The following is an 18,264-nucleotide window of genomic DNA, read 5'->3' as shown; positions in this document are numbered from 1 at the left end:
TACGGTGCAGTCGGTAACTGTGTTGTGGATGTGCTTTGTGTGACAACTGCGCACAGTTCACCCGACGAATGTGTCCGCACGTTCGCATCAGAGCCATAGGAGAACTGAGTCGGATGAGACGCACCCCTGGCCCATCCGTCACGCGGCCGCGTGGGCGGTTCTGCGCGGCGCTGCTCGCCGCCGCGATCGTGTTCGCCACCCCCGGCCTGGCCGTCGCGCAGCCCGCAAGTCCCGACAGCATCGCCGCGCTGGTGGCCGCCGTCGCCAACGCCGACCAGAAACTGCAGGACCTCGGCGCGCAGATCCAGCAACAGCAGGAGAGCGTGAACAAGGCGATCCTCGACGTGCAGACCGCGCGGGACAACGCCGACGCCGCGCAGCGTGAGGTCGATGCCAGCAAGCTGCGGGTGCAGGACGCCAACATCGCGATCGAGCAGGCGCAGAAGCGGTTCGACTCGTTCGCCGCCGCCACCTACATCAACGGGCCGTCGGATTCTTACCTCACCGCTGCCGACCCCGCCGACGTCATCAGCACCGCCGCGGCGGGGCAGACGCTCTCGCTGAGCTCGCAGCAGGTGATGACCGATCTGCAGCGGGCCCGCACCGAGCAGGTCAACCGCGACTCCGCGGCGCGGCTGGCCAAGGAGAGCGCCGACAAGGCGGTCGCCGACGCCGAGGCCAGCCAACAGTCGGCGGTGTCCGCGTTGACCGCCGCACAGGAGACCTTCCGCACCCAGCAGGCCGAACTCGACAAGCTCAGCGCCGAACGCTCGGCCGCGCAGGCCCGGCTGGCGGCAGCTCAGGCGTCGTCGGCGCCGGCACCCGCGGCCGTGCCCGCGCAGCCCGCCGCCAACCCCGTCGGCACGCCGGACTCGAACTGGGACCGCTCCCCGCAGAAGCCCGATCCGGCGACCGGTAACTGGGCCATGCCGTGGGATCCGACGCTGCCCGCCATCCCGAGCGCGTTCGTCAGCGGCGACCCGATCGCGATCATCAACGCGATCCTGGGCATCGCGTCCACCTCGGCGCAGGTCACCCAGGACCTCGGGCGCAGCTTCCTGCAGAAGCTCGGCCTGCTGCCCACCCCGACCGGCTACACCAACAACGGCGGGATCCCGCGGGTCTACGGCAGGCAGGCCACCGAGTACGTGATCAAGCGGGCCATGTCGCAGATGGGTGTCCCGTACTCGTGGGGCGGTGGCAACGCGGCCGGACCGAGCCGCGGAATCGACTCCGGCGCAGGCACTGTCGGCTTCGACTGCTCGGGCCTGATGCTGTACGCGTTCGCCGGTGTCGGGATCAAGCTCGACCACTATTCGGGCTCGCAGTACAACGCCGGCCGCAAGATCCCGTCGTCCCAGATGCGCCGCGGCGACATGTTGTTCTGGGGCCCCAACGCCAGCCAGCACGTCGCGCTCTACCTCGGCGACGGCCAGATGCTCGAAGCGCCCTACACCGGGTCGGTGGTCAAGGTGTCCCCGGTCCGCACCAGCGGCATGACCCCCTACGCGACCCGTCTCATCGAATGGTGAGAGGTGCCGAGCCACAACGATAGGAAGACTTTGCAGTTCAAGCGATTCCGGTTCCACTCCAGGTGCACACGCGTGCTGGCGGCGGTCGCGTTGGCGGTCGGCCTCGCGGCAGGCACCGCCATCCCGGCTGCCTCGGCGCCCGATGACGGCCAGTGGGACCCGACGCTGCCCAAACTGATCAGCGCGGGCGCTCCCGGCGACCCGCTGGCCATCGCGAACGCGTCGCTGGCCGCCACGGCCCAGGCCACCGAGGTCACGATGAACCTTGGGCGCAAGTTCCTGTCCACCCTGGGCCTCGCGCCACCGGAGGCGGCGACGGCCGGCGTCGCGCCCGGGCGGGTGCGCGGGCCGCAGGCCATCGAGTACGTGATCCGGCGCGGTGCGACCCAGATGGGGGTGCCGTACTCATGGGGCGGCGGCAAGCCCAACGGGCCCAGCCGCGGCGTCGACTCCGGCGCCAACACCGTCGGCTTCGACTGCTCGGGCTTCACCCAGTTCTCGTTCGCCGGCGTCGGCGTGCTGATCCCCAAGTACTCCGGCGACCAGTACGACACCGGTCGCAAGGTGCCCGTGGCGCAGGCCAAGCGCGGCGATCTGCTGTTCTGGGGTCCCGGTGGCAGCCAGCACGTCGCGCTCTACCTCGGCGGCGGGCAGATGATCGAGGCTTCGGGCAGCGCAGGCAAGGTCACCGTGAGCCCCGTGCGGCGCGGCGGGCTGCAGCCGTACGCGGCCCGCATCATCGAATCCTGAGCGCAAGCTGAGCGCTTCCTGAACGGGTGTTTTGAAATGCCCGCCGGGTACGCGCTCAGCGCCGGGCAACGTCGACGGATTCTGCGGTGCCTGGAATAGTTGACGGCGAGCGTGCGGCCCGGACCGGCCAGCGCCGCCCAGACCAGCGAGTTACGTGGAAGGAACGTGGATGACGTCACCGAGTGGGCCGCCGCAGGGCGCTGGAGGCTATCCCGGCCAGCCGCAGCCGCAGGGATACCAGCAGGGCGCGCACGCCGCGCCGGCCAACCCCGGGGCCGGGGCCGCCACCAACGGCGGGCTGCAGCAGGAGGTCCACACGCTCGAGCGGGCCGTGTTCGAGGTCAAGCGGATCATCGTCGGCCAGGATCAGCTGGTCGAGCGGATGCTCGTCGGCCTGCTGGCCAAGGGCCATGTGCTGCTCGAGGGCGTGCCCGGGGTGGCCAAGACGCTGGCCGTCGAGACCTTCGCCAAGGTCGTCGGCGGTACCTTCGCCCGCATCCAGTTCACCCCTGACCTGGTGCCCACCGACATCATCGGCACCCGGATCTACCGCGTGGGCAAGGAGGAGTTCGACATCGAGCTCGGCCCGGTGGTGGTCAACTTCCTGCTCGCCGACGAGATCAACCGTGCGCCGGCCAAGGTGCAGTCGGCGCTGCTCGAGGTGATGGCCGAGCGCAAGATCTCGATCGGCGGCAAGACCTTCCCGCTGCCGCAGCCGTTCCTGGTGATGGCCACGCAGAACCCGATCGAGCAGGAAGGCGTCTACGCACTGCCCGAGGCGCAGCGCGACCGCTTCCTGTTCAAGCTCAACATCGACTACCCGTCGCCTGAAGAAGAGCGCGAGATCATCTACCGGATGGGCGTCAAGCCGCCGGAGCCCAAGCAGATCCTCGGGCCCGGCGACCTGCTGCGGCTGCAGGACGTCGCGGCCAACAACTTCGTCCATCACGCGCTGGTGGACTATGTGGTGCGCATCGTCACCGCCACCCGCCAGCCCGAGAAGTTCGGGATGCCCGACGCCAAGGCGTGGATCGCCTACGGCGCGTCTCCGCGCGCCTCGCTGGGCATCATCGCGGCGTCGCGGGCGCTGGCCCTGGTGCGCGGCCGCGACTACGTGATCCCGCAGGACGTCGTCGAGGTCATCCCGGACGTGCTGCGGCACCGGCTGGTGCTCACCTACGACGCGCTGGCCGACGAGATCTCCGCCGAGACGGTGATCAACCGGATCCTGCAGACCGTCGCGCTGCCGCAGGTGAATGCGATTCCGCAGCAAGGTCATTCGGTTCCGCCCGTCGTACCCGCCGCCGCAGGTGCGGCCGGTGGTCGGTGACCAGTTCTCGGCGGGCGGTCGACCTTCCGTCGCTCAAGCGCGGGGAGATTCGTGACCCCGCGCTGAGCGCGGCGCTGCGCAAACTGGAGCTCACCGTGCGCCGCAAGCTTGACGGCGTGCTGCACGGCGACCACCTGGGACTGCTGCCCGGCCCGGGTTCGGAACCGGGGGAGTCGCGGCTCTATCAACCCGGCGACGACGTGCGCCGGATGGACTGGTCGGTCACGGCGCGCACGACGCATCCGCACGTGCGGCAGATGATCGCCGACCGGGAATTGGAGACCTGGCTGGTCGTCGACATGTCGGCGAGCCTGGACTTCGGCACCACCGGCTGCGAGAAGCGCGACCTGGCGGTCGCCGCCGCGGCGGCGATCACGTTCCTCAACAGCGGCGGCGGCAACCGGATCGGCGCCGTCATCGCCAACGGCGACACGGTGCGGCGGGTGCCTGCGCTGTCGGGCCGTATGCACGAGCAGGAGATGCTGCGCACCATCGCGACCATGCCCAAGGCGCCCGCGGGTGTGCGCGGTGACCTGGCCGCGGCGATCGACGCGTTGCGCAGGCCCGAGCGCCGGCGCGGCATGGCGGTGATCATCAGCGACTTCCTCGGCCCGATCAACTGGATGCGCCCGCTGCGGGCGATCGCCGGCCGCCACGAGGTGCTCGGCATCGAGATACTCGATCCCCGCGATGTCGAACTGCCGCCCGTCGGCGACGTCGTGCTGCAGGACGCCGAGACCGGGGTGACCCGCGAGTTCACCATCGACGAGCAGCTGCGCACCGACTTCGAGCGGGCCGCGGGGGCGCACCGCGCCGAGGTCGCCAGGACATTGCGGCGCTGCGACGCACCGCTGCTGACGCTGCGCACGGACCGCGACTGGATCGCCGACGTCGTCCGGTTCGTGGCCAACCGCAGGCGGGGCGCGCTGGCGGGCCACGCCTAGTTGACGGTGGCCGCGGAGATGATCGAAATGATTAGGCGCATATGACATTGCCGTTGCTCGGACCGATGAGCCTGTCGGGTTTCGAAAACGCGTGGTTCTTCCTGTTCCTGCTCGTCGTGCTCGGGCTCGTCGGGCTCTACATCGTGGTCCAGCTCGCCCGGCACCGCCGGATGCTGCGCTTCGCCAACATGGAGCTATTGGAAAGCGTTGCGCCCAAACGGTCGTCGCGCTGGCGGCATGTGCCCGCCATCCTCACGGTGATCGCGCTGGTGTTCCTGACGGTCGCGATGGCCGGCCCCACCCACGATGTGCGCATCCCGCGCAATCGCGCGGTGGTGATGCTGGTGATGGACGTGTCGCAGTCGATGCGGGCCACCGACGTCTCACCCAACCGGATGGCCGCGGCCCAGGAGGCCTCCAAGCAGTTCGCCGACGAGCTGACCGCGGGCATCAACCTCGGGCTGATCTCGTACGCGGGCACGGCCACCGTGCTGGTCTCGCCGACCACCGGCCGCGAGGCGACCAAGGCCGCGATCGACAAGTTGCAGTTCGCCGACCGCACCGCCACCGGTGAAGGCATTTTCACTGCGCTGCAGGCGATCGCGACGGTCGGCGCCGTGATCGGCGGCGGTGACGAGCCGCCGCCCGCGCGCATCGTGCTGTTCTCCGACGGCAAGGAGACGGTGCCGTCGAACCCGGACAACCCCAAGGGCGCCTACACCGCCGCGCGCACGGCCAAGGACCAGGGCGTGCCGATCTCGACGATCTCGTTCGGCACCCCGTACGGCTACGTCGAGATCAACGACCAGCGCCAGCCGGTGCCGGTCGACGACGAGATGCTCAAGAAGATCGCGGACCTGTCCGGCGGCGACGCGTTCACCGCGTCGAGCCTCGAACAGTTACGGCAGGTCTACGCGAACCTGCAGCAGCAGATCGGTTACGAGACCATCCGGGGCGACGCGAGCATCGGCTGGCTGCGGCTCGGTGCGCTGGCGCTGGCACTGGCCACCCTGGCGGCGTTGGCCATCAACCGTCGGCTGCCGAACTGAGGACACCGCTGACATGACGATTCCACTGCTCGGGCCGGTCTCGCTTTCGGGGTTCACCCACCTGTGGTGGTTCCTGCTGTTCCTGATCGTGGTCGCGGTGCTGGTCGCGTTGTACGTCGTCGCCCAGATCCGCAGGCGTCGCCGGCTGCAGCAGTTCACCAACACCGAACTGCTCGAGAGCGTCGCGACCAGCCGGCCCAGCCGGTGGCGCCACGTGCCCGCGGCGCTGCTCGCAATCTCGTTGCTGCTGTGCACGATTGCGTTGGCCGGCCCGACGCACGACCAGCGGTTGCCGCGCAACCGCGCGGTGGTGGTGCTGGCGATCGACGTGTCGCAGTCGATGAACGCCACCGACGTCGAGCCCAGCCGGCTGGCCGCCGCGCAGGAGGCGTCGAAGAAGTTCGTCGACGAGTTGACGCCGGGCATCAACCTCGGGGTGATCGCATTCGCGGGCACCGCGACGGTGCTGGTGTCGCCCACGACGAACCGCGACGCGAGCCGGCGCGCCATCGACAACCTCCAGGTGGCCGAGCGCACCGCGACCGGTGAGGCGATCCTCACGTCCCTGTCGTCGATCTCGACGGTCGGCGCGGTGATCGGCGGCGGTGACGAACCACCGCCCGCGCACATCGTGCTCTTCTCAGACGGCAAGGAGACGGTGCCGAACAACCCGGACAACCCCAAGGGCGCGTTCACCGCGGCGCGCGCCGCTAAGGACCAGGGCGTGCCGATCTCGACGATCTCGTTCGGCACGCCGAACGGCACCGTGGAGGTCAACAACGAGCGCGTGCCGGTGCCCGTCGACGACAAGATGATGCGGCGGATCGCCGAACTGTCCGGCGGCGAGTCCTACACCGCGGAGAACCTCGAGGAACTGAACAAGGTCTACTCGACCCTGCAGGACCAGATCGGCTACGAAACGGTGCGGGGCGAGGCGACCACCGGGTGGCTGCGACTCGCGGCTCTGGTCGCGGCCGTGGCCGCCGCGGCGAGCCTGCTGATGAACCGTCGGCTTCCGCTGTAGCTCCACACGACTAAGGCGATTTCTTAAGAATGCCGTGCAGGCGATAGGTTGGCGGGCATGACCGAGACTGCAGTACCTGAATCGGCCAGCCAGACCGGAGGCGGGCGTCCGCCGTTCGTGTCGCGTTCGGTGCTGGTGACCGGTGGGAACCGGGGGATCGGGCTGGCCATCGCCCAGCGCCTGGCCGCCGACGGGCACAAGGTCGCCGTCACCCACCGCGGATCCGGTGCCCCCGAGGGACTGTTCGGGGTGGTGTGCGACGTCACCGACAACGCCGCCGTGGACCGCGCCTTCAAAGAGGTCGAGGAGCACCAGGGGCCGGTCGAGGTGCTGGTGTCCAACGCCGGCATCTCCAAGGACGCGTTCCTGATGCGGATGACCGAGGAGCGGTTCGAGGAGGTCATCAACGCCAACCTCACCGGGGCGTTCCGGGTCGCCCAGCGAGCCTCGCGCACCATGCAGCGCAAGCGCTTCGGCCGGATCATCTTCATCGGCTCGGTGTCGGGCATGTGGGGCATCGGCAACCAGGCCAACTACGCAGCCGCCAAGGCCGGGCTGATCGGCATGGCCCGGTCGATCTCGCGCGAGCTGTCCAAGGCCAACGTCACCGCCAACGTGGTGGCACCCGGCTACATCGACACCGAGATGACCCGCGCCCTGGACGAACGAATCCAGGCGGGGGCACTGGATTTCATCCCGGCCAAACGCGTCGGCACCGCCGACGAGGTCGCCGGCGCCGTCAGCTTCCTGGCGTCGGAGGACGCCAGCTATATCGCCGGCGCGGTGATCCCCGTCGACGGCGGCATGGGCATGGGTCACTAGAACTCACCAGGAGAGAAGGACTTTCAACATGGCAGGTCTGCTCGAAGGCAAGCGCATCCTCGTCACGGGGATCATCACCGACTCGTCGATCGCGTTCCACATCGCCAAGGTCGCCCAGGAGGCCGGCGCCGAACTGGTGCTCACCGGGTTCGACCGGATGAAGCTGATCCAGCGCATCGCCGACCGGCTGCCCAACCCGGCGCCGCTGCTTGAACTCGACGTGCAGAACGAGGAACACCTCAACTCCCTCGCCGGCCGTATCGGCGAGGCGATCGGCGAGGGCAACAAGATCGACGGAGTCGTGCACTCGATCGGCTTCATGCCGCAGTCCGGGATGGGCATCAACCCGTTCTTCGACGCGCCGTACGAGGACGTCTCCAAGGGCATCCACATCTCGGCCTTCTCGTACGCCTCGCTGGCCAAGGCGACGCTGCCGATCATGAACCGCGGCGGCAGCATCGTCGGCATGGACTTCGACCCCACCCGCGCGATGCCCGCCTACAACTGGATGACCGTCGCCAAGAGCGCCCTGGAGTCGGTCAACCGGTTCGTCGCGCGCGAGGCAGGCCCGTACGGCGTGCGCTCCAATCTCGTTGCCGCCGGGCCGATCCGGACCTTGGCGATGAGCGCCATCGTCGGCGGCGCGCTCGGCGCCGAAGCCGGCGAACAGATGCGCCTGCTCGAGGAGGGTTGGGATCAGCGCGCGCCGGTCGGCTGGGACATGAAGGACCCGACCCCGGTCGCCAAGACGGTGTGCGCGCTGCTGTCCGACTGGCTGCCCGCGACCACCGGCACCGTCGTCTACGCCGACGGCGGCGCCAGCACCCAGTTGCTCTAGATGGATCTCCGGGATCCCCAGGCCGTCCTGGTGCTGTCCTTCGGGGGGCCCGAGGCTCCCGAAGACGTGATGCCGTTCCTCGAGAACGTCACCCGGGGCCGCGGGATCCCACCCGAACGACTGGCCGGCGTCGCCGAACACTATCTGCACTTCGGCGGTATCTCACCGATCAACGGCATCAACCGGGCGCTGATCGAACAACTGCGGACCCTGATCGATCTGCCCGTCTACTTCGGCAACCGCAACTGGCGGCCGTACGTCGAGGACACGGTGGCGGCCATGCGCGACGACGGCGTCCGCCGGGCCGCCGTGTTCACCACGTCGGCGTGGGGCGGGTACTCCAGTTGCACGCAGTACGTCGAGGACATCGCGCGGGGACGGCAGGCCGCCGGACCCGACGCCCCGCAGTTGGTCAAAATGCGCCAGTACTTCGACCATCCGCTGTTCGTGCAGATGTTCGCCGACGCGGTCACCGCCGCCGCGCAGACGGTGCCCGCGGGCGCGCGGCTGGTGTTCACCGCGCATTCGATCCCCGACACGGCCCGGTCCCGCTGCGGCACCGACCTTTACGCGCGGCAGGTGGCGCACGCGGCGAAACTGGTCGCCGCCGCCGCGGGCTACTCGGACTACGACCAGGTGTGGCAGTCGCGATCGGGGCCGCCGCAGATGCCGTGGCTGGAACCCGATGTCGGCGACCACCTGGCGACGCTGGCCGAGTCGGGCACCGAGGCCGTCGTGGTGTGCCCGATCGGGTTCGTCGCCGACCACATCGAAGTCGTCTGGGACCTCGACCACGAACTGCGGTTGCAGGCCCGCGACGCCGGGGTGGCGTTCGCCCGGGCCGCGACGCCCAACGCCGACCTCGCGAAGGTGGCCGCCGATCTGCTCGGCGAGCTGCGCGAAGGCCGATCCCCGGCCCGGGTGGCGGGTGCGGACGCCCCTCCGCTGCAAGGGGTTTCGGTCGACGGCGTGGTGTGCACGCCCGCCTGCGCCGGCTAGCCGCGCCAGGCCGACTGCAGGATCGCGGTCACCGCCGCGATCCGTGCGGACCGCACCACCGACCCCAGTGGCCGCAGTGCATCGCTGGCCAGTTGCACCTGGGTGGAGCTGGCCAGCCCGGAGGGAATCAGTTCCGCGCTCACCGCGATGATCGCGTCGACGTGCGCGGCGTTCTCCAGGACACGCAGCGCGCGGTCCGGTGCATGGCCCGGAAGCCGATGCGCGCGACCGGATTCCAAGATCTCCTCGACCAGCCCGCGGGGATCCTCGACGTCGATGTCGGCGGCGCCGGCGCGCAGCGCGCCCAGCGCGTCGGCGGCAGCCCTGACCGCCGAACGCAGTTCGTATTCGGCCTCACCGAGGTCGATGTACTGCGGGGGCGCCGTCACGGGCAGCGAGTACACCGTCCACGACAGGGCGCTCGGATCGCGGTCGAACTCGTCGTCGACGTCGAGTTCGTCGTACTCGAAATCGGGGACCAGGCCGATCGGGTCGGCCGCGCCGCCGGACACGATCAGCGCCTCACCCGCGGTGACCGCGTCGCGCTGGAACTGGGTGCCCGCAGGCAGTCCGCGGACATCACCCGGGACCGGCAGCGCCAGCGCGATCGGCGGCGACGTCCGGCCCGGCCCGGCGGCGGTGCGCAGCGTCTGCAGCAGCGAGACCGCGCCCGAGTCGAGCAGATCCGGCCACGGAAGTCCGGTGCGGCCGGCCGCCACGGAGTCATACGCCGTTACGGAATGCTTTGGCGCCCATAGCGATAACGCGTCAAGAACGTCGTCGGGCGCGGCCGCGCCGGCAAGCCAGGCATTCGCCCACACCGTCAAAGAAACACTCGGACACCACATGATGCTCGCAGTGTAGTTGTTACGCCCGCATGTGGCCGGTTGCGACGTTACGCTGGCGACATGCCCGCTGCGCTGCTCTGGCTCATCGCCGCGCTGGCCCTCGCCGGGGCCGAAGCCCTGACCGGTGACCTGTTCCTGCTCATGCTCGGCGGCGGGGCGCTCGCCGCGGCGGGGTCGAGCCTGATCTTCGACGATCTGTGGATTCACGGTGCGGTGTTCGCGGTGGTGTCGGTGCTGCTGCTGGTGTTGGTGCGGCCCGCGCTGCGCAGGCATTTCCGGTCGGGCACCGGGCTGCCGGACCCGGCGAAGGCGTTGGAGGGCAAGACCGCGCTGGTGCTCGACCGGGTCGCGCGCCACGAAGGACAGGTCAAACTCGACGGTGAGGTCTGGACCGCCCGGCCGCTCAACGAGAGCGACATCTACGAACCGGGCGACAACGTCACCGTCGTCCACATCGACGGCGCCACCGCCGTCGTCCAAAAGCTCGCCTAGAGACCACTGGGCGCGATGAGGAGGAAGTCATGGAAGGTGCCGTCGCCGGCCTGATACTCGTCGGCGTGCTGGTGGTGTTCGCCGCCATCATCGTCGCGAAGTCGATCGCGCTGATCCCGCAGGCCGAGGCCGCGGTGATCGAACGGCTGGGCCGCTACAGCAAGACCGTGTCCGGTCAACTGACGCTGCTGCTGCCGTTCATCGACAAGATCCGCGCCAGGGTGGACCTGCGCGAGCGGGTGGTGTCGTTCCCGCCGCAGCCGGTGATCACCGAGGACAACCTGACCGTCAACATCGACACCGTCGTCTACTTCCAGGTCACCAACCCGCAGGCCGCGGTCTATCAGATCAGCAACTACATCGTCGGCGTCGAGCAGCTGACCACCACGACGCTGCGCAACGTCGTCGGCGGCATGACGCTCGAGCAGACGCTGACCTCCCGCGACTCCATCAACGGCCAGCTGCGCGGGGTGCTCGACGAGGCCACCGGCCGCTGGGGACTGCGCGTGGCGCGCGTCGAACTGCGCAGCATCGACCCGCCGCCGTCGATCCAGGACTCGATGGAAAAGCAGATGCGCGCCGACCGCGAGAAGCGCGCGATGATCCTGACCGCCGAGGGCAGCCGCGAAGCGGCGATCAAGCAGGCCGAGGGCCAGAAGCAGGCGCAGATCCTGGCCGCCGAGGGCGCCAAGCAGGCGGCGATCCTGGCCGCCGAGGCCGACCGCCAGTCGCGGATGCTGCGCGCCCAGGGCGAGCGCGCCGCCGCGTACCTGCAGGCCCAGGGGCAGGCCAAGGCCATCGAGAAGACGTTCGCCGCGATCAAGGCGGGCAGGCCGACGCCGGAGATGCTGGCCTACCAGTACCTGCAGACGCTGCCGCAGATGGCCAAGGGCGAGGCCAACAAGGTGTGGCTGGTGCCCAGCGACTTCGGTTCGGCGCTGCAGGGTTTCACCAAACTGCTCGGCGCGCCCGGCGAGGACGGGGTGTTCCGGTACACGCCGTCGCCGGTCGACGACACCCCGCCCCCGAGCGACGACGACGAGGTCTCGGACTGGTTCAACACCGAGACCGACCCCGAGATCGCCCGCGCGGTGGCCAAGGCCGAGGCCGAGGCACGCACTCCGGTCGACGGTCCGGGGTACGCGCCGCCGCAACAGATCAGCGGGCCCCCGCCGGCGCGCGCCGACGGCGGCGGAGCGCATTCGCTCTGACATCTGTCCGGCGAATCGCCGGTCAGCCCGCCCCCGCGACGGCTATCGTTGATCCAGCAAACAACGACAGCCGTCGGCAGTGCAGGGGAGGGTGCCATGTCACAGGCGGAAACGGATCCGGTGGGGCCGGAGGAACCGCCCACATCGACCGAAACCAGCGAAGTCGCGGTCGCCCCGCACGGCCGGTACACGGTGCCGATCGCGGTGCTGGCCGTCGTGCTCGGGCTCTATGAGCTGATCGCGGGGTTCGCGCTGACCGGCGCGGTCGCCACGATGGAGGGCGCCTCGCCGTTGTGGTGGGTGACCGGCCCGCTGCATCTGGTGCTGGGCGGGCTGCTGATCTACGGCAGCGTCGCCACGGTGCGCCGCCGGCCGAACGGCATCCTGCTGATCGCCGCCGTGATCGCGTCGCTCGCGATCCTGGTGTCCGCGGTCATCAAGATCGTCAACGGGGTGATGCCGTTCGAGCTCTTCGTGGTGGTGCTCTACGGCGTGCTCGGCTACCTCGTCAGGCGCGCTGGCTGATCGGCCGCGGCGTCGGCGGGCCGCCGACGCCGGTGGCGGTAGATCTCGTAGCTCAGTCCGGCCACGCCGACACTGGCCGTGCAGAGCGACACCAGCACCAGCAACGGGCTGACGTTGCCGGTGAGCGCGTCGCCGAGGATCACCACGGCGGCGGTGCCGGGCAGCAGCCCGACGAGCGTCGCCAACGTGTACGGCAGCACCCGCACCGATGACGCGCCTGCCGCGTAGTTCAGCACGGAGAACGGCACCGCCGGGATCAGCCGCATGGACACCACGGTCGGCCAGCCCCGTTCGCGCAGCCGGGCGTTGAGGGACCCGATCCGGGGATGCGGCAGCAGCCGGTCCAGGTGCAGGCCGACGGCGCGCACCAGCAGCAGCGCGAGCAGCGCGCTGATCGTCGCGGCGGTGACCGCCAGCGGAACGCCGAGTGCGGGACCGAACAGCAGGCCGGCAGCCAGCGTGAACGCCGTGCGGGGGAACGGGAACACCGTCACGACGATGTGCGCCGCCAGGAACGCCAGCGGGAACCAGGGCCCGACCGAGGTGGCCCAGTCCCGCAACTGCAGCGCCGTCGGCAGCGGCACCAGCAGCGCGATTGCGACGAGAATCACAATCACCGCGAACGTGCCGAGCAACCGGACCCGCGACACTCCCGTCGCCGTCGCGACCACCGCGGCTCCGAGCGTTCGCAGGGTGTTGACGACGGTATTCACGCCTACCAAGCGTACGGAACGGTGTCGGCGGGCACCCGCCGGCGCGGGCGTGAGTCGGCCGACCGGCGGACGAGCGTGTGATGGCCATCATTTAGCCTGATGGACGTGCAGAAACCCACTGCGGTCGAGGCCGATCGGGAGCGCTGGCGCTCCGCGGTCGCCGGGGTGCTGGCAAAGAGCACCCGACGCGATCCCGCCGATCTGCCCGCCGAACCCGAGCGCCTGCTGGATTCGCCGACGTATGACGGCTTCGCCATCCGTCCGCTCTACACGAGCCTGGACGCCCTGCCCGAACCGCCGCTGCCCGGGCGGTGGCCGTTCGTGCGCGGCGGCGATGCGCTGCGTGACGTCAAGACGGGATGGCGGGTCGCCGAGGCCTTCCCGGCGACCGACTCCGGCAGCGTGGCCGAGCACAACGGCGCGGTGCTGTTGGGCCTCACCGAAGGAGTGAGCGCGCTCGCGGTCCGCGTCGGGGCGCCCTCCGGGGTGGCCGCCGCCGAACTCGACCGGTTCTTCGACGGCGTGTTCCTGGACCTGGTTCCGGTCATCTTCGACTGCGCCGGAAGCGATTTCACCGCCACCGTCGACGCGGCGCTGGGGCTGGTCGCCGGTTTCGACGCCGACCGGCGGTCGCGGTTGTCGATCGACTTCGGCGCCGACCCGCTGACGGCCCCGCTGAGCGCGAAGCAGGCGCCGGAGATCGCCGACGTGGTCGCGACCGCCGCGCGGGTGGCCGAATTCGGCGGCCACGTCCGGACCGTCACCGTCGACGGTCCCGCCTTCCACAACCGCGGCGCGAGCGCCTCCTGGGAGCTGGCGGCCGTGGTGGCCGCCGGCGTCGACTACCTGCGGCTGCTCGGCCAGGGCGGTGTCGACGTGACAGATGCGCTGCGGCAGATCAGTTTCCGCATCGCCGCCGACGACGACCAGTTCATGACGATCGCCAAGCTGCGCGCGGCCCGGCGGCTGTGGGCCCGGGTCGCCGAGGTGGTCGGCGCCCCCGAACAAGGTGCCGCGACCATCCATGCGGTCACGTCGCTGCCGATAATGGCCAAGCGCGATCCGTGGGTGAACATGCTGCGCACCACGCTGGCCGCGTTCGCCGCCGGTGTGGGCGGCGCCGACACCGTGCAGGTGCACCCGTTCGACGTCGCGATCGCCGGCGGCTATCCCGGCACCGCGGCCAGCTTTGCCCGCCGGATGGCCCGCAACACCCAACTGCTGCTGCTCGAGGAGTCGCATCTGGGCCGGGTGCTCGACCCCGCCGCGGGGTCGTGGCACGTCGAGGACCTCACCAACCAGCTCGCCGAGCAGGCGTGGAAACACTTCCAGGACATCGAATCGCGCGGCGGTTTCGCCCAGGCCCGCGACCACGTCGTCGCGCAGATCGCGGAGGTGGCCGAGCGTCGCGCCGCCGACATCGCGCACCGGCGCACCGCGCTGACGGGGGTCAACGAGTTCCCCAACCTCGCCGAGACGCCGCTCCCTGCCGGCGAGGCGCTGACGGAGGTGGCGCGCTACGCGGCGGGCTTCGAGGCGCTGCGGGACCGGTCGGACGCCTTCCTGGCGAAGACCGGCTCGCGGCCCCAGGTGCTGCTGCTGCCGCTCGGCCCGCTCGCCGAGCACAACGTGCGCACCACGTTCGCGACCAACCTGCTCGCGTCCGGCGGCATCGAGGCGGTGACCGACGGCACGTCGTCGATCGCGGTCATCTGCGGAACCGACGCGCGGTACGGCGCCGAGGCCTCGGCCGCGGTCGATTCCGCACGCGCCGCGGGTGTCTCGCATGTTCTGCTGGCCGGTCCGGAAAAGGCTGTCGCCGAGGCGGATTCGAAGCCGGACGGCTATCTGACCGCGAAGATCGACGCGGTCGCCACGTTGTCGGACCTGCTCACCAGATTGGGGGCCTGAGGTGACTGCTACCGCCGGGATCGGAAAAGACATCGGCAGCTTCGCCGACGTCCCGCTGGCCAGCGACACCGGCACCGAGGCGCCGGACCAGGCCGCGGTCAGCGCGCAGGTCGAGGCCGCCGCGGCCGCGCACGGCTACACCGCCGAGCAGGTCGACTGGGTGACGCCCGAGGGCATCGACGTCAAACCCGTCTACATCGGCGCCGACCGCGACGCCGCGGTCGCGGCCGGATACCCCCTGGACACGTTCCCGGGTGAGCCGCCGTTCGTGCGCGGGCCGTACCCGACGATGTATGTCAACCAGCCGTGGACCATCCGGCAGTACGCGGGTTTCTCCACCGCTGCGGAATCCAACGCGTTCTACCGGCGCAACCTGGCCGCGGGTCAGAAGGGGCTGTCGGTGGCCTTCGACCTGGCCACCCACCGCGGCTACGATTCCGACCACCCGCGGGTGCAGGGTGACGTCGGAATGGCCGGCGTGGCAATCGATTCCATCCTCGACATGCGTCAGCTGTTCGACGGCATCGACCTGTCGTCGGTGTCGGTGTCGATGACCATGAACGGCGCGGTGCTGCCGATCCTGGCGCTCTACGTCGTCGCCGCCGAGGAGCAGGGGGTGCCGCCGGAGAAGCTCGCGGGCACCATCCAGAACGACATCCTCAAAGAGTTCATGGTCCGCAACACCTACATCTACCCGCCCAAGGAGTCGATGCGGATCATCTCGGACATCTTCGCCTACACCAGCGCGAAGATGCCGAAGTTCAACTCGATCTCGATCTCCGGCTACCACATCCAAGAAGCCGGTGCCACAGCCGATCTCGAGCTGGCCTACACGCTGGCCGACGGCGTGGAGTACATCAAGGCCGGCCTGGAGGCCGGGCTGGACGTCGACAAGTTCGCGCCCCGGCTGTCGTTCTTCTGGGGCATCGGGATGAACTTCTTCATGGAGGTCGCCAAGCTGCGGGCCGGCCGCCTGCTGTGGAGTGAGCTGGTCGCCGAGTTCAACCCCAAGAGCGCCAAATCGCTGTCGCTGCGCACACATTCGCAGACGTCGGGTTGGTCGCTGACCGCGCAGGACCCGTTCAACAACGTCGCCCGCACGTGCATCGAGGCGATGGCCGCCACGCAGGGCCACACCCAGTCGCTGCACACCAACGCCCTCGACGAGGCGCTGGCCCTGCCGACCGACTTCTCCGCCCGCATCGCCCGCAACACCCAGCTGGTGCTGCAGCAGGAGTCGGGCACCACCCGGCCGATCGACCCGTGGGGCGGCTCCTACTACGTCGAATGGCTGACCCACCAGCTGGCCACCGCGGCCCGCATGCACATCGGCGAGGTCGTCGAACACGGCGGGATGGCGCAGGCGATCTCCGACGGCATCCCGAAGCTGCGCATCGAGGAGGCCGCCGCGCGGACCCAGGCGCGCATCGACTCCGGCCAGCAGCCGGTGATCGGCGTCAACAAGTACCAGGTCGACGAGGACCACGAGATCGAGGTGCTCAAGGTCGAGAACAGCCGGGTGCGCGCCGAACAGCTGGCCAAGCTCGAACAGCTGCGCGCCGACCGCGACCAGGCCGCCGTCGACGCCGCGCTGGCCGAGCTGAGCCGGGCCGCCGCCACCCGCGAGCCCGGCGGCGAGGACGGGCTGGGCAACAACCTGCTGGCGCTGGCGATCAACGCCGCCCGGGCCAACGCCACCGTCGGCGAGATCTCCGATGCGCTGGAGAAGGTCTACGGACGCCACGTCGCCGAGATCCGTACGATCGCCGGCGTCTACCGCGATGAGATGGGGGGCGCAGGGATCAGCAACATCACGCAGGCCACCGACCTCGTGCGCAAGTTCGCCGAGGCCGACGGCCGCCAGCCCCGCATCCTGATCGCCAAGATGGGCCAGGACGGCCACGACCGCGGCCAGAAGGTGATCGCCACCGCGTTCGCCGACATCGGCTTCGACGTCGACGTCGGCTCGCTGTTCTCCACGCCGGAGGAGGTCGCGCGCCAGGCCGCCGACAACGACGTGCACGTCGTCGGCGTGTCGTCGCTGGCCGCGGGTCACCTGACCCTGGTGCCCGCCCTGCGCGAGGCGCTCGCCGAAGTCGGCAGGCCCGACATCATGATCGTGGTGGGCGGCGTCATCCCGCCCGGCGACTTCGACGAGCTCTACGCCGCGGGCGCCACCGCGATCTTCCCGCCCGGCACCGTCATCGCCGAGGCAGCGGTCGGCCTGTTGGGCAAGCTGGCCGAGCGGCTGGGCTACCGCCTCGACTAGATGGCCGACCCGATCGCAGACCTCGCGGCTGCGCTGACCGACGGTGACCGCGCCGCGCTGGCGAGGGCCATCACGCTGGTCGAGTCGACCCGCGCCGATCACCGCGAGCAGGCGCAGCAACTGCTGCTGAAGCTGACGTCGGAGGCCGGTAAAGCTCTGCACATCGGGATCACCGGCGTGCCAGGGGTCGGCAAGTCGACGTCGATCGAGGCGCTCGGCATGCATCTCATCGAGCAGGGCCACCGGGTGGCGGTGCTGGCCGTCGACCCGTCCTCGACCAGGACAGCCGGCTCGATCCTGGGTGACAAGACCCGGATGGCCCGGCTGGCGGTGCACCCCGACGCCTACATCCGGCCCTCGCCGACGTCCGGCACGCTCGGCGGCGTCGCCAAGGCCACCCGCGAGACGATCGTGCTGCTCGAGGCCGCCGGCTTCGACGTGATCCTGGTGGAGACCGTCGGCGTCGGACAATCCGAGGTGACGGTCGCCAACATGGTCGACACGTTCGTCTTCCTCACCCTGGCCCGCACCGGCGACCAGCTGCAGGGCATCAAGAAGGGCGTGCTCGAACTCGCCGACATCGTCGTCGTCAACAAGGCCGACGGTGAGTACGCACTGGAGGCCAAGCGCGCCGCCCGTGAGCTCACCGGCGCCATCCGGCTGATCTATCCCCGCGAAACCCTTTGGCGGCCACCGGTTCTCACCATGAGCGCGATCGAGGGCACCGGCCTGGAGGGGCTCTGGGCGACCGTGCTCCAACACCGCGACGTGCTCACCGAGACGGGGGAGTTCGACAGCAGGCGGCGCGCCCAGCAGGTCGAGTGGACGTGGTCGATGGTGCGCGACACGGTCATCGACCGGGTGGTGTCGAACCCCAACGTGAAGGCGATCCGCGCCGACATCGAGCGCCAGGTGCGCGACGGCGAGCTGACCCCCGCGCTTGCTGCGGAGCGCCTGCTCGACGCCGCTGACGTGCGCTGACCTAACAAATCGGTAACGCCCGGTTT

General features: G+C 70.0%; 17 protein-coding genes. 15 read left to right on the top strand and 2 right to left on the bottom strand.

Translation table 11 applies throughout. The features are described 5' to 3' along the window. Positions 1-113 precede the first annotated feature (113 nt). From ripA to BLW81_RS21875, 9 genes are all read left to right on the top strand, one after another. Positions 114-1,532, top strand: a complete 1,419-nt coding sequence (gene ripA / locus BLW81_RS21915) for an NlpC/P60 family peptidoglycan endopeptidase RipA (RefSeq protein WP_083408997.1) — start codon at positions 114-116, stop codon at positions 1,530-1,532. 72 nt (positions 1,533-1,604) lie between these two features. Beyond that, complete coding sequence (ripB, locus tag BLW81_RS21910; RefSeq protein ID WP_083408996.1) at positions 1,605-2,282, top strand: NlpC/P60 family peptidoglycan endopeptidase RipB; 678 nt, start codon at positions 1,605-1,607, stop codon at positions 2,280-2,282. Between the two features lie 169 nt (positions 2,283-2,451). Beyond that, positions 2,452-3,612, top strand: coding sequence for a chaperone MoxR1 (moxR1, locus tag BLW81_RS21905; protein WP_083410734.1), 1,161 nt, complete (start codon positions 2,452-2,454; stop codon positions 3,610-3,612). Further along, positions 3,609-4,556 (top strand): DUF58 domain-containing protein, encoded by a 948-nt coding sequence (locus BLW81_RS21900; protein WP_083408995.1) that lies wholly within the window; start codon positions 3,609-3,611, stop codon positions 4,554-4,556. The genes moxR1 and BLW81_RS21900 overlap by 4 nt, the downstream gene beginning before the upstream one ends. A 41-nt stretch (positions 4,557-4,597) precedes the next feature. Continuing rightward, complete coding sequence (locus tag BLW81_RS21895) at positions 4,598-5,605, top strand: VWA domain-containing protein (RefSeq protein WP_083408994.1); 1,008 nt, start codon at positions 4,598-4,600, stop codon at positions 5,603-5,605. Between the two features lie 13 nt (positions 5,606-5,618). Continuing rightward, a complete protein-coding gene (locus BLW81_RS21890; protein ID WP_083408993.1) occupies positions 5,619-6,629 on the top strand; it encodes a VWA domain-containing protein in 1,011 nt (336 codons plus the stop codon). 57 nt (positions 6,630-6,686) lie between these two features. Beyond that, positions 6,687-7,451, top strand: coding sequence for a 3-oxoacyl-ACP reductase FabG1 (gene fabG1 / locus BLW81_RS21885; RefSeq protein WP_083408992.1), 765 nt, complete (start codon positions 6,687-6,689; stop codon positions 7,449-7,451). Between the two features lie 28 nt (positions 7,452-7,479). After that, on the top strand, positions 7,480-8,289 hold the full coding sequence (inhA, locus tag BLW81_RS21880) for an NADH-dependent enoyl-ACP reductase InhA (protein WP_083408991.1): 810 nt from the start codon (positions 7,480-7,482) through the stop codon (positions 8,287-8,289). Further along, entirely contained in the window at positions 8,290-9,288 is a 999-nt protein-coding gene (locus BLW81_RS21875) for a ferrochelatase (protein WP_083408990.1), read from the top strand. On the opposite strand, the gene BLW81_RS21870 is transcribed toward BLW81_RS21875, so the two are convergent. Beyond that, the gene (locus tag BLW81_RS21870; protein WP_083408989.1) at positions 9,285-10,136 is read right to left on the bottom strand and encodes an Rv1486c family protein; all 852 of its coding nucleotides are present in this window, start codon (positions 10,134-10,136) and stop codon (positions 9,285-9,287) included. The genes BLW81_RS21875 and BLW81_RS21870 overlap by 4 nt on opposite strands. A gap of 60 nt (positions 10,137-10,196) precedes the next feature. Here BLW81_RS21870 and BLW81_RS21865 point away from each other — a divergent pair, with 60 nt between their 5' ends. From BLW81_RS21865 to BLW81_RS21855, 3 genes are all read left to right on the top strand, one after another. Then, entirely contained in the window at positions 10,197-10,628 is a 432-nt protein-coding gene (locus BLW81_RS21865; RefSeq protein ID WP_083408988.1) for an NfeD family protein, read from the top strand. A gap of 29 nt (positions 10,629-10,657) precedes the next feature. Further along, positions 10,658-11,839 (top strand): SPFH domain-containing protein, encoded by a 1,182-nt coding sequence (locus tag BLW81_RS21860; RefSeq protein WP_083408987.1) that lies wholly within the window; start codon positions 10,658-10,660, stop codon positions 11,837-11,839. A gap of 96 nt (positions 11,840-11,935) precedes the next feature. After that, positions 11,936-12,364: a hypothetical protein gene (locus tag BLW81_RS21855; protein ID WP_083408986.1), complete on the top strand. Its 429-nt coding sequence runs from the start codon at positions 11,936-11,938 to the stop codon at positions 12,362-12,364. Here BLW81_RS21855 and BLW81_RS21850 read toward each other — a convergent pair. After that, positions 12,340-13,077 carry a TVP38/TMEM64 family protein gene (locus BLW81_RS21850; protein ID WP_083408985.1) on the bottom strand — a complete coding sequence of 246 codons (738 nt, stop codon included), beginning with the start codon at positions 13,075-13,077 and terminating at the stop codon, positions 12,340-12,342. The two genes, BLW81_RS21855 and BLW81_RS21850, sit on opposite strands and share 25 nt — an antisense overlap. Before the next feature lie 99 nt (positions 13,078-13,176). Between BLW81_RS21850 and mutA the strand changes: the two genes are divergently transcribed. The 3 genes from mutA to meaB are packed head-to-tail and all read left to right on the top strand — an operon-like array spanning position 13,177 to position 18,238. Beyond that, positions 13,177-14,988 carry a methylmalonyl-CoA mutase small subunit gene (gene mutA / locus BLW81_RS21845; RefSeq protein ID WP_083408984.1) on the top strand — a complete coding sequence of 604 codons (1,812 nt, stop codon included), beginning with the start codon at positions 13,177-13,179 and terminating at the stop codon, positions 14,986-14,988. Position 14,989: 1 nt separating this feature from the next. Further along, positions 14,990-17,257, top strand: coding sequence for a methylmalonyl-CoA mutase (scpA, locus tag BLW81_RS21840; RefSeq protein ID WP_083408983.1), 2,268 nt, complete (start codon positions 14,990-14,992; stop codon positions 17,255-17,257). Then, positions 17,258-18,238: a methylmalonyl Co-A mutase-associated GTPase MeaB gene (meaB, locus tag BLW81_RS21835; protein WP_083408982.1), complete on the top strand. Its 981-nt coding sequence runs from the start codon at positions 17,258-17,260 to the stop codon at positions 18,236-18,238. Positions 18,239-18,264: the final 26 nt, after the last annotated feature.

This window comes from Mycolicibacterium rutilum, assembly GCF_900108565.1.
Lineage (GTDB): Bacteria > Actinomycetota > Actinomycetes > Mycobacteriales > Mycobacteriaceae > Mycobacterium > Mycobacterium rutilum.
The sequence above is the reverse complement of the archived record's forward strand: the minus strand, read 5'-3'. Positions and strand labels throughout refer to the sequence as shown.